Here is a 13255-nt window from a genome sequence, read left to right as displayed (position 1 = left end):
CTTATTCATCTTTTAAAAGAATTTGTTTTGGATTTAAACGTAGAATAGATAATGCCGGAAGAAGCGTTGCTATTATAGCAATAGCTAATCCAATCCCCCCCATTTTCCCTACATCTTCTCCTGTTACACTTACATCAATTTTATCAATTGGATCCTCTTTTTGATTTTGTAGCGTACCACCAGGTCCAGACATCATTACAGTACTATTTCGCGTGGTGTCCGTTTCTTCGCTTGCTGTAGCAATTTCACTCGAAAGTAAATTATCCCCGATATATTGAGAAACCTTAGCTCCTGTTGTTATGGATAATCCAAATGCTAAAATAGCGACACATACTACTTCTACTACGAACTGCGCCATCAGTTTCCATTTTTTCTCTCCAATAGATAACAGAATTCCCATTTCCTTACGACGTCCTTTAATTGATAGCATAATGATTAACCCTAATATAATCGCACCTGCAATTGATACAATATAAATAATCATTTGAGAAGTAGAAGAAATATTTTCGATAGGACCAATCATTTGTTTGTACAATGAATCATGTGCATCTAATTTATAATAATTAAAATCAATATTAGATTTTTTTGCTTCTTTTTTAAATGCATCAATATATTGTGGATCATTCAAGAAATACACGACTTGAACACTACTTATACCTTGGTCTACTTCTAATTTTTTCATAGTTGAATGCGGCATATATAGTTTATTAGCTGGATCCATAATAGGAGGAGCCTGTTGACCCATTGCTTGCTCATTCGTTTCGTAAATACCGATAATTTCAATCTCGAGGGTTTCCTTCTTATCCCCTGATTGCACTTTAACTTTGTCTCCTACTTTCAAATTGTTTAATTCCGCTAATCGTTTTTCCATTAAAGCTACATTCTGATCCTTCATTTGCTCTGTAATTGGTTTTCCATCAATGATTTTACTTTTTCCGTTTTTAAAGCTTTCTTGTAATGCAGTCTTGCGGACCCCCTCAATCATAAAAGAAGCATTCATATCTATTTCTGTACCAGAGCTTGAACCGCCTCGCACAGCCGCCATTCCCACTTTACCTTTTCCTTCTTCTCCTTCTGAAGCTCCTACTAGTTTAAGTCCATCAGAAATACCAAAAGTGTTAGCTATGTAATTATAGTCTTTTACATACTTGGAATTCGCTAATTGATCTGTTTCTTTTGTTTTAAGCTTCGGTGGATTAGGCATCTCTCCAGTTTCTCGAGCTTGTTGACCTAATTTGTCAAAATCAAGACTTAAAGTAACATCTGCACCTAGTTTTTTTCTTGCTGCATCCGCAGCTTTTTTTGATGCATTTTGGATCGTGAACCCTGAAAGAACCAAATTTGTAACAATCAGAAATACTGCCATCAAAATTAATGATGTTCCTATCCTTTTTTTCATACTGAGAATTGCGCGTTTCATAAAATTCATTTTCTCTTACCTCCTTGATAACTTGTATTCTATATAGATTATCTAGAGTTTAAATGGAGTTAATCGGTAGTTTATCTAGAGATATAAGGAGTTTATGTGTAGTTATTCATTGGCTTAGTCAAGAAAAACTGAAAAACCCAAAAAAAACAATCCAAAATGTAATCAGTTTTGAATATTGGTAAGAAGTTTATCTATTTAAAGGACTTATAGAAAAAGAGAAAATTAAGCTTAATTTAATGTATGTAACATGAAAAAATATTTATTGTGTAATTTCTATGCAATAAACATAGAGAACCATATCTGAATATCTATATATGCTTCTCAAAGAAATCATGTCATTTTAAAAGGTGCACCTTTCAATAAAAATATAAGCAAGTTAATGTTCTCTTATATGGAGTAGTACCACATGCCCATCAACCTATACCTCCAAAACAAAAAAATAAGCTATTTTGAATGGTTGGATAGAGTTGAAGAGACTTATATTTAACTATGGGTTCTCTATACATCACTATCAATCTAATATTTTGCACTATCGATAAAACGAAAAAGACATTATCCTTTCTGTAGAATTATAGGAAGGATAATGTCTTTTTTATACTTGTATATTCAAAATCCCTTTGAATTATTTTTGGATGGTAAAACATGTTTCTCTACTCTTTCATATAGAGTAAGCAATTGATTGATAATAGAAAATTTCGGTATTAACCAATAAGAAAACAATGCTGAAACACATCCTATTAAAGCTCCTATTGCAACATCAAAAGGATAATGAACCCCTACCCAAATACGGGAAATCGCTACACAAAATGCAAGTATAAGCCATAACCATCCAGTTTTTTTACGAACAAGCCAAAACGAAAAACAAATCGAAAAAAAGAGTATCGTATGGTCACTAGGAAATGAATTATCTACAGCATGTTCGACAAGTTTATTCACATCAGGCAATACTGCAAACGGTTGATAATTCAGATGAAATTTCCCCGCTATTTTTCCAATCACCTCAGCAATTACAAAAGCAACCATCGCTTGAATAATCAACACCCTACTTTTTCTGACCCCGTTAAACCAATAAGCTAAAATAATTAAAGCAAAAATATATACCATATATTCTGCCAAAAATACCATGGTTGAGTTTAGAAATGAATATTGTTTACCTAAATCATTAATTGCTCGAAAAATATCAATATTGAATTGAGAAAAAGACATTTCAAATCCCTCCTTTTTAGTAAGGTGTTTTACCGATTGCCATACACCTTCATTGCATGAATAGTTTTGATATTTGTACTCATCTAAAAATATCAACCTCTTATGAAATCGCTTTCTTCTTTTTTACTTTAATAAAAAAAGACAAAGGAAAACATCGAACTTTCTTACAAACATTCGAGCATTCTTACAGTTTTGTCATTTTTCATGTTTACTGAAGAATCTAAAGTGGCGTTTAATCCTGATACTTATTATACTGGTAAGAGCCCTGATACAGCGGTGTATGGTGGTTCAGGAACATTCACATAATCGCACCTGCAATCGATACAATATAAATAATCATTTGTGAAGTTGAGGAGATATTTTCGATAAGACCAATCATAAAATTCATTTTTTCTTACCTCCTTGATAGCTTAGTTATCTAGAGTTTATATGGGGCTAATCGGTAGTTTATCTAGAGATATAAGGAGTTTATATGTAGTTAGTTAAAGTCCAATTGCAAAGTTTTGTATCATCAATACTGATGAGGAAATTGTGAAAGCATATTGCGGAGAGAATGCAATTAAACATGTAGCTGGAAATAAAGATGATTCAGCGGATGAACTTCATACAGTTATTAAAGAAGCTACTAATAAAGTAAGACATAACTCTTATACAATTCCAAAATTAATCAACCTTCATTTAAGGAATACAAATGTATGAATTCTTACCGAGTATGAATTCGAACAGGTATCATTTGCAATATGTCATTAAAATAAAAAAGATCATCACTTGGTTTAGTTAGAAAACTAAGTGTACATAAATACAACGACATGAAAACACTTTGTTCCTAAATCCACTACTTATATTATTGGTTGCGTGAAACTCCTTCTTGAGAAAGGTTTTTATTTCTGAATATTCCGTTGACTGTTGTAACATATCCAATTTACAATTTAATTATGGTGTTCTTTCACAATTAAACTACTTAGAATACACTTCATTTATTTGAAAATAATTACAAATAGAGGTGCTAAAATGAAAAATAGAGTAAATCCAGAATTATTACAAGGGTTAGAGATGTTTCCAGATCTCGATTTACGTCCGGAAAACTTGCAATCAATTAGAGAAGGAATAGCTCAAATGAGACCACCTACCGTTGTTGATGACTCCCTTTCGTTAACAGATGAAGTCATTGTTGGACCAGATGCTAATCCTTTAACATTAAGAATTTATCGTCCAAAATCAAATCATGAACCTTTACCTGTCTTATTATGGATACATGGTGGAGGTTATATCTTAGGGTCTATAGACGATAACGATGATACTTGTATGAGGTTTGCAAAAGAAGCTAACTGTGTGGTCGTGTCTGTAGACTACCGCTTAGCACCTGAACACCCTTACCCAGCACCAATTGAGGATTGTTATGCAGCTTTAAAATGGATTGCTGATAATGCAGAGTTATTAAACATTGATTCGAATCGAATTGGGGTTGCAGGAGTAAGCGCTGGAGGTGGACTAACAGCAGCATTATCATTATTAGCCCGAGATCGAAAATACCCTTCGATTTGTTTACAAATGCCACTCTATCCAATGATTGATGACCGAAATAATACACCTTCGGCCAATGAAATTAAAGAGGGATTTGTTTGGAATCAAAAGGCAAATGAAGCTGGTTGGAAAATGTATTTAGGAGAAATGTATGGAACGGATCAAATCCCTGCCTATGCAGCACCTTCTCGAGCTGAGGATTATAGTGGCTTACCATATACCTACACATTTGTTGGTCAATTGGATCCATTCCGCAGTGAAACATTAACCTATGTAAGCAATCTAGCGCAAGCTGGTGTTGATGTCGAATTTCATTTATATCCAAATGCCTATCACTGGTTTGAAGGATTGAATCCAAATGCCGAGGTATCTATTTACGCTGTGAACGAAATAGTACAAGCAATAAAAACTGGTTTCAAAAGAGTATCTAAGGTTGAAGCTTAATCCCTTTACAAGAGAAACATTCATGAATAGTTTACATTGGTGAGTATTTATTTAAATATAATAGCCGATTCTTTTAAATCGGCTATTATTACGTAAAACTTACCTAATATATCAAGGCTGAGAAACAGATATAAGATGTTTAGACGAATTGTTTATTTCCTCTGCCACTGCTTTTATGCTCATCATGATTTGAAGCATTTCTTCTATTGTTGTCCTTGGATTGATAGAGCAAATTCGAATTACTACTTTTTCTTTTAATTTAGTCGTACTTAGCATAGCAAATCCTCTTTGATTAATTTCTTCCACCAATTTTTTGTTTATTTCATGAATTGTATCTGTAGACGTTAGACCACAAGGAATGTAACGAAAAGTAACAATACCTAATTGAGCAGGTGTTACTACTTCCCAATCTTTTTCTTTCCTTAAAAACTCTTCAACTTGTTCAGCCAACATAATACCATGATCTATTGCCTCACGAAAAGCTGTGATTCCAAATGCTTTAAAAGAAAGCCATACCTTTAATGCTCTAAATCTACGAGAAAGTTCAATTCCGCGCTCCCCAAAATTCACTTTTTCTTCTAAATTAGTTTCCGTATCCTTAATATACTCTGGGATCATACGGAACGTTTTACTTAAATATTGGCTATTTCGAATGAGTACACAACCAACATCATAAGGCTGAAAAAGCCATTTATGCGGGTCTAACGTCAAAGAATCAGCACGATGAATTCCTCTTAACAACTCCCTTCCTTTTTCACTGAGAATTGCTGCAGCCCCATAAGCCCCATCCGCGTGTAGCCATACATCTTCATCACCACATAGATCAGCCAATTCATCGAGAGAGTCCACCGCTCCGCAATTCGTTGTCCCTGCATTGGCAATAACACAGAATGGTTTTTTCCCTTTTAATCGATCTTCTTTTATTTGCTTTTTTAAAGTACTAACTGAAATTCTTAGCTTTTCATCTGTTTCAATTCGGCAAATTTGATGATGTTTAAACCCTAATACTTTAAGTGCTCGATCTACAGAAAAATGAGTTTGGTTAGAGAAATACACAACCGCATTTTCTATGTCATTATTCAACTTGACCTGTCTCGCTACAGTAAGTGCAGTCAAATTAGCCATGGAACCGCCACTGACAAATAGTCCTTCTGCTGAATCAGGGAATCCTAGCATTGATTTTAACCAGTTGATTGTCGTTAATTCAATTTGTTCAGCACCTGCACCTACTATCCAAGCTGTAGGAAATACATTAAATCCACTTGCTAAAAAATCTGCTACTACACCAACATAATTATTAGGACCGGGCACAAAAGCCATAAAATGAGGATGATCCACATGAGTAATTTGATTAAACACATTGTTATTAAGGAAATGAAGTAACTCTTTTGGATTGGATCCGTTTTCCGGAATCGTTTCAATTAGCTTGTCTCTAAAAATATTACTATCAATCGTTTCCGAAACTGGTTTACTTTTTAAATGATTCATATGATCAACAATTAAGTCAACCGCTTGATATCCTAACTGACGCATCTCTTCAGCTGATAACTGCAGGTTTTTTGTCATTTGGTTTACCCCTATTCTATTTAAAAAGGCGAGTTCTTGCTCGCCTTTTCATTTTTTATAATTTGTAATCACCAATTGCTTGTATTGGATTTTGAAGAATCATGTTGATTAATCCATGGATGTGATTTAATATTTCCTGTATTTTCTCTGCTTCATATACGGTTTGATCAAATCCAAACTTTATTGTAAGTTTTTCCTCAGGGAAGCACATAATTCCATACTTTACATGTGGCTCATCAACAACTTCGTAATCCGTGATAGCAAAATGTCTGTTTTCATTTGAAGAAAAGATTGCTGGATTAGTTGGATAGTTTTCAAAAACCCAAAGATGGTCAGTCAACTCAGTTTTTAATTCACTTTGCTTTTGTATATCAACAAATGAATAGTATGCATACTCATTACATTTTAATGTTTCTAGTTGAACTTTTTGCAGGAAGTCCACAAAAGACTGCGTTTCTGTCCATGCTAATCGGATAGGCAAAACATTTGTGAACAGACCGAACATATTTTCAATTCCTTCTACTTCGGGAGGTCTGACTGATACTAGATTAGGCAATACTACTTCTCTCGTTCCGTTGAATTTGCCAAGTAATATTCCCCATACAGCTAGTAGGGCTGTATTCATAGTTATATTGTTTTTAGTTACAAATGTCTGTAACTGATTAGTCAAATCCTTGTCTAATGTTAAATCCATAAAAGTGAAGTTTAACCTTTCACTTTTAGATGGGACTTTCTTTTTAGGAATACTAATTTTCTGATTGTATCCTGATAAATAATCCCTCCAAAAATGACGTGCTTTCTCATGATCTCGTGCTACAGTCCAATCTATGAATGTCTCAAAAGGTTTCACCATAGGTAACTCTGCCGTAGTTCCCGCATTTATTGTTTCATAGAGCTGGAATAATTCGTCTATCAAAATGCTGACGCTCCAACCATCACATAATAGATGATGGGAACTCCAAACCACCTTATGCTCGTTATTTCCTAGCTGGAATATACAGAGACGGGTCATGAGTTCATCTTTTTTGAATCCTTGACTTAAATTTTCATTCATCCACTGGTCTAGGAATTCTTGCTGTTCTTGTTTCGTCATCTCAATCAAGTTTTTTATCTCTGAAATCATTTGAACATCGTGTAAAACAGCTTGCCAAGGTTGTGCTTGTTCATCTTGCACAATTATCGTCCTTAAAGAATCATGACGATCAACTAATTGTTGGAAACACTGAATAAAGAGATTAATATCCAGCTCCCCCTCAAGTGCCCAAATTGTTTGTTCGAAATATGCATTTGTATCAGGTTCAGTCGCAGCATGTTCATAAATAACTTCCTGGAAAGGTGCCAATGGGTAAATACGTTCTATTTTTATTTCTGGCATTTTTTCTTGTATTTTGATAAGTGTATGTTGATTAAGTTGTTTATTTTTAACATTTAGTGATGTAACTTTATTATCGTTCGTTTTGTTTACATCACTTGTTTGCAAATTTGGAAGATGATCAAGCTTTTTAACAAATTGAACCATGTCTCCTAATATAGGAAATGAAAATAAATTTTTTGGCTCTAGCTCAAATCCTTGTCTATACAGTCTGACGGAAACTTGAATCGCTTTTATCGAATCTCCACCTAAGACAAAGAAATGATCATTTACTCCAATCCGATCTACTTTGAGTACTTCTTGCCAAACACTAGTTAATATTTTTTCCATTTCAGTTTTTGGAGCAATAAATACTTCATTTGTTTGTTTCTCCGGAGTAGGGAGCGCTTTTCTATCTAATTTCCCGTTTGGAGTCAAGGGCAATTGTTCCAAATAAACAAAATAAGAAGGAATCATGTAATCTGGCAAGTGATCTCGCAAATGCTTTCGTAGTTCTGTTGTGCTAATATTTTGCTCAGTTACCACATATGCGACTAAAAATTTTATACCATACTCATCTGTCTGATCAATCACTACTGCATGTTCGACTTGTTTGTAAGTGAGAAGACAATGGGCGATTTCTTCTAACTCTACTCGATATCCTTGAATTTTAACTTGATAATCTTGGCGGCCTAAAAATTCAATATATCCCTCAGGATGCATTTTCCCACAGTCTCCTGTCTTGTAAATAAGACCAAAATCAGAATGTGATACAAATGCTTCATTTGTTTTCTGTTCATCATTTAAATATCCTTTAGCAAGGCCCACTCCCCCAATATATAAATCTCCAATTACACCAACAGGGCACATTTTCTTTTCATAGTTCAACACATAATACGTTTGGTTTGCCAAAGGTACCCCATATGGAATACTCTTCCAATTTGATTCCACCTGTTTGACCGGATAATAAATTGACCAAATCGATGCTTCTGTTGCTCCTCCGAGTGAAACTACTTCCGCAATCGGAAAATGTCGTTTTATTTTTTCTGGTAAAGAAAGTGGAATCCAATCTCCACTATGTAAAACTAAACGCAAGGAAGAATGTTCAAAATGAGAACCTACTTGATCTAATGCCAAATCCATAATTGCAGGTACTGTATTCCAAATTGTAATTCCTCTACGTTCGACAGTACGGATTAATTCTTGCATGTCTCTTGGGTCACGAATCATTACCAACATTGCACCTGTGCTTAACGTTCCGAAAATATCGTATACAGATAAGTCAAAACACATAGAAGAAATACCAATAATACGATCATCTTCATTTACCTGATATTTTTGATTAATATCTTGAATGGTATTTGTAACCGCTTGGTGAGTAATAATTACTCCTTTCGGTTTTCCTGTACTTCCTGAAGTGTAGATAATATAGGCAAGATCTTCCGGACCAGCAATAGCAGGCATATCTTCTGTTGTATATAATGACAAGTGGTTTTCTGCATAAAGACTAGATTCTAATAAAAGTTTGCATGAGCTATTTTCTAAAATATATGTTTGGCGATCTGAAGGATGGTCGGGATCAATTGGAACATAAGCGGCACCTGCTTTTAAAATACCTATCATATTAGCAATTGTGTCAACTCGTCTTAGTGCTAAAAGACCAACTTTGTCACCTAGACCAATTCCTTGTTCTTTTAAAAAGTGCGCAACTTGATTGGAGCGCTTATGAAGCTCCAAGTATGTTAAGTAGTCCTGTTCAAAAACTACTGCTACTTCATCCGGTGTACGTTTTACTTGGTCTGTAAATAATTGATATAAAGTAGTCGACGGTATTTTTTCTGTTGTCTCATTGTATTGCTCAATTAAAGCATGGTCTGACTCTTTCATCTGCAAAGATGTTACGTCACTTTGTTTCACTAATTGTTCCAATAAGTCAACAAATTGGTGAAACATCGCTTCTATCACATCAACATCAAACAATTCTTCAACATAGTTCCAGCTAATTAATAACTCTCCATTTTTTTCAATTACCACATTATCCAAATACACTTGTGGAGTCCGAGCATGAATATGGCGAAGTGAACCAAGCTGTTCCCAAGCAAAAGCCCCCGCACCTGCTAGCATCGAGGTGAAAACAATTGGCATAACTGCTTTTGGCGTCATTTGATGATATCGAGTAAAATCTCGAATGAAATTAACTCCATCGTAATGGCGATGTTCGAGACCATCTAATAAAGTAGATTGCGTTTCTTTTACTCTAGTAAAGAAAGATTGATCTGGATTCACATCAACATCCAACAAGATGAGTGAAGTGAAATCTCCCACAATTTGCTCTACTTCTTCATGAACAGGATAACGGTTAAATACAGTCAAATTAATTGCCAATCGACGTTGATTACTCCAATATGCCAATACATCACCATATATTGTACAAAGCAGAGCCGAAGGAGTTACTTCTTTCTCTTGTGCTAACTTTCGTAGCTTTTTCCATATTTCATTGTCCAGGATCTTAGTAAGTGATTGGAACTTAGGAGTAGCAATCTCTGCTGGATCCTTTTTTAACAGCAAAGAAGGCGCAAACGGAAAGTCAGGAAGCTTACTTGTCCAATAATCTTTTGCTGTTTTATATTCTGTACTTTGTTCCAGTTCATCATAGATAAACATGTAATCTTGAAAATCAAAAGATAGAGGTTCTAACCTTTGCTCTGGTTTATAATAATAATGAAACAAATCCTGTCCAACGATGTTCATGCTTGCTCCGTCCATTAATAAAGCATCGTATCGAAAACATAATAAATACGTGTCTTCTTTTAAAAGAAAGGCTTTTAATTCAAACAAAGGCCATTGCCCTAAAGGAAATACATGATTAGTCATTCGAGAACGTTCTTCTTGTAAGCGAGCATTTTGATTCCTATCATCTAAATCTATGAGGCTCACTATTTCAATCTCGTAATCAGGAACGCTTTTTAATATTTGCTGTTCTCCCTCTGGTAAAATTACAGCTCGTAACATCGGATGACGTTGAATTACCTTTTGAAAACTTTTTGAAAGACGATTAATATTCAATTCTGTTTCATATTCAAAATAAGTTTGAGGTGAAATACCACTTAATTCAAACTGTGAATTCCTTCCTAACATGTACGCTGTCTGAACCTCTGTTAAGGGAAATGGCTTAGACAAATCTTTAACATGGGTTGGTCTATTTTCAAAGTTTTCCGTTTTATGCTCTAACTTTACACAATTACTAAGTTGAGCAATCGTGGGATGCTTAAAAAAATCTGTTGTACTTATTTTTAAGCAGTCTTTTCTTAATAAATTAATTACCTGAAGTGCTTTAATCGATTCTCCTTTTAAAGCAAAAAAATTATCATGAATACCGATTCCCTCAATCTCCATAACTTTTTCCCATGCATGCACCAATTTTTGTTCAATTTCATTGCGCGGGGCAACGTATGGAATTGATACATAATCTGTTTGTGTTATCTCTAATAACCTTTTCCTATCAACTTTCCCATTTGGATTCAACGGAATCTCTTCCACCTGAATCATTTTTTCAGGAATCATAAACTCAGGTAATTTATCACTTAAATATTTTCTGATTTCATCAAAAGAGACCTTATTATCCGATACATAGTACGCAGCTAATAATTTCCTATTTCCATATACTTGATCAACAACGATAGCTTGGTTTATTTCTGGATATTCCCTTAACTGGCTTTCGATTTCTCTTAATTCAATCCGATATCCCCGAATTTTTACTTGATGATCCATTCGACCTAGATATTCAAGTTCTCCATTAGGCAACCAACGAACGAGATCACCCGTATGATACATCATTTCTCCTGCTGTAAAAGGACTCGGTACAAACTTTTCATCTGTCAGTTTAGATTTCCCAAGATACCCTCGTGCTACCGCCACGCCACCAATGCAGAGTTCACCCGGAATTCCAAATGGTTTTAATTGACCATACTTATTCAATATATAGGAATGATAATTCGGGTTGGGACTTCCAATCGTAACTTCTTTGGCAGAGCTCAAATCCTTTACTGTTGCACAAATGGTTGTTTCTGTAGGACCATAAATATTTAAAATTGTCGCTTCACTGATGCATCGAATTTTTTCAACCAAATCAATGGAAAATGCTTCTCCTGCTAACAAAATAGATTTTAAATCTTTTAGAAAATTTGCCCCTTCTGGATCACTCAAAATCACTTCCATTCGCGATGGCGTTGATTCCCATAAATCCACCTTATGTTCTTTGACCAAATAAGCTAATTCTTTTGTTGCGAACTGATCCTCTGTAGCAATAACTACTTTCGAACCTTGTGTTAAAGGCAGACATATTTCTAACAAGGAGATATCAAAAGATACACTAGCAAGAAACAAGAATGACTGATTATCTTTTACTTTTTCTCTCATTACACTTAAAAAATGGACAAGAGATTTCTGTTCTACCATTACCCCTTTTGGATTCCCTGTCGATCCTGATGTGTAAATAACATAAGCCAAATCATTAGGATTATGTTCTCGTACTAAATTACTTTCTTCACCTTGGAAAAGATATTCTTTATCAAGATACAGTACTTCACCCGCAAATTGTGGCAATGCTTCCTCAGTTCGCTTACTAAGTAAACATTTTGCTTGACTGTCTTGTAACATATATTCAATTCGTTCAGTTGGGTAGTTAGGATCGATAGGTAAGTAAGCTGCTCCTGCTTTTAAAATCCCCACCATGCCAATGATCATTTCCAATGAACGATCTACCATAACCCCAATAATACTTTCTTTCGAAACACCTTTACTTTGAAGAATAGAAGCCAATTGATTTGATTTCCTATTCAATTCTCTATATGTCAAAGATTGATCATTACAAACAACAGCAATTTGATCTGGGGTTTTTAACACTTGCTCCTCAAATAAATCTTGAAATGATTGAGACAATTCTATGTCCGCCTGTCCTTGATTCAATTCTTCTAGCAACTCTTTCTCTTCTTCTGAAATGATACAAATATCTTTCACAGCCAAATTCGAATTTGTTGACACTTGCTTTAAAACATAAAGATATGAATTTGCAAACTGTTGCAAAGAAGAGAATGAATGAGACTTGAAAGAAATTTGAATTTCAAATTCATTATGTATTTCATTCCATTTTCTTTGTATCCAGATGGCTAAATTATTCTCTGCATATTCTTCTAGCGAATTTTCGTTATGTAATCCTTCCATCCCAATAACAATTTGAAAAGGAGTTAAATTGTGTTTAACTAATAATTCAGAGAGCGGATACTCCTGATTTTCATACCCGAATAAAGTCGTTTGTTCAATCTGATTTACTACTTGTTTAAAGCTATGATGCGGATGGATTTCACTTCCTAAAGGAATCAATTTATTAAGATTCTCGCTTTGTTCAATATTCTTTTCAATTACAGGAATACCAATAGTAATCCTTTCTTGATCTGTATAGTGTGCCAAACAAATCCTTAACGCGGCCTGTAACCAGCTAAATAATAATAAATCTTGAGACTTAATTATTTTTTGTATACTTTTACTAAACTCTACATTCATTATGACTTGAACGTGCTCGCAAGGATTTTCTTTATTTAGTTGGTAACCTCTATTAAATACAGAAAAATCGAGAACCTCGGAAGATAACTGCTCCTTCCAAAACGCCTCTACCCCTTTATTTTCATGAATCGAACTTCGATCTTTAATGTGCATTTTTATCTTTATCCCCCTAA

6 protein-coding genes are annotated in these 13255 nt (G+C 34.5%); 2 read left to right on the top strand and 4 right to left on the bottom strand.

Annotated features, from left to right (window positions below; all coding sequences use genetic code 11):
• Position 1: 1 nt before the first annotated feature.
• Positions 2 to 1429 (bottom strand): ABC transporter permease, encoded by a 1428-nt coding sequence (locus AC3WTA_RS01395; protein ID WP_001010228.1) that lies wholly within the window; start codon positions 1427 to 1429, stop codon positions 2 to 4.
• Between the two features lie 606 nt (positions 1430 to 2035).
• Positions 2036 to 2635 (bottom strand): undecaprenyl-diphosphatase, encoded by a 600-nt coding sequence (locus AC3WTA_RS01390; RefSeq protein ID WP_000010593.1) that lies wholly within the window; start codon positions 2633 to 2635, stop codon positions 2036 to 2038.
• 531 nt (positions 2636 to 3166) lie between these two features.
• Between AC3WTA_RS01390 and AC3WTA_RS01385 the strand changes: the two genes are divergently transcribed.
• Complete coding sequence (locus tag AC3WTA_RS01385) at positions 3167 to 3334, top strand: hypothetical protein (protein ID WP_000649299.1); 168 nt, start codon at positions 3167 to 3169, stop codon at positions 3332 to 3334.
• 312 nt (positions 3335 to 3646) lie between these two features.
• Positions 3647 to 4603: an alpha/beta hydrolase gene (locus AC3WTA_RS01380; RefSeq protein ID WP_000797653.1), complete on the top strand. Its 957-nt coding sequence runs from the start codon at positions 3647 to 3649 to the stop codon at positions 4601 to 4603.
• Positions 4604 to 4714: 111 nt separating this feature from the next.
• Here AC3WTA_RS01380 and AC3WTA_RS01375 read toward each other — a convergent pair whose 3' ends face one another.
• Both AC3WTA_RS01375 and AC3WTA_RS01370 read right to left on the bottom strand, forming a co-directional pair.
• Positions 4715 to 6169 carry an aromatic-L-amino-acid decarboxylase gene (locus AC3WTA_RS01375; protein WP_000164817.1) on the bottom strand — a complete coding sequence of 485 codons (1455 nt, stop codon included), beginning with the start codon at positions 6167 to 6169 and terminating at the stop codon, positions 4715 to 4717.
• Positions 6170 to 6224: 55 nt separating this feature from the next.
• The gene (locus AC3WTA_RS01370; protein WP_070168605.1) at positions 6225 to 13235 is read right to left on the bottom strand and encodes a non-ribosomal peptide synthetase; all 7011 of its coding nucleotides are present in this window, start codon (positions 13233 to 13235) and stop codon (positions 6225 to 6227) included.
• Positions 13236 to 13255 lie beyond the last annotated feature (20 nt).

Source organism: Bacillus sp. EB106-07-01-XG149, from assembly GCF_058791555.1.
Note: the sequence above shows the minus strand (reverse complement) of the source record. Positions and strands in the feature narration are given on the sequence as shown.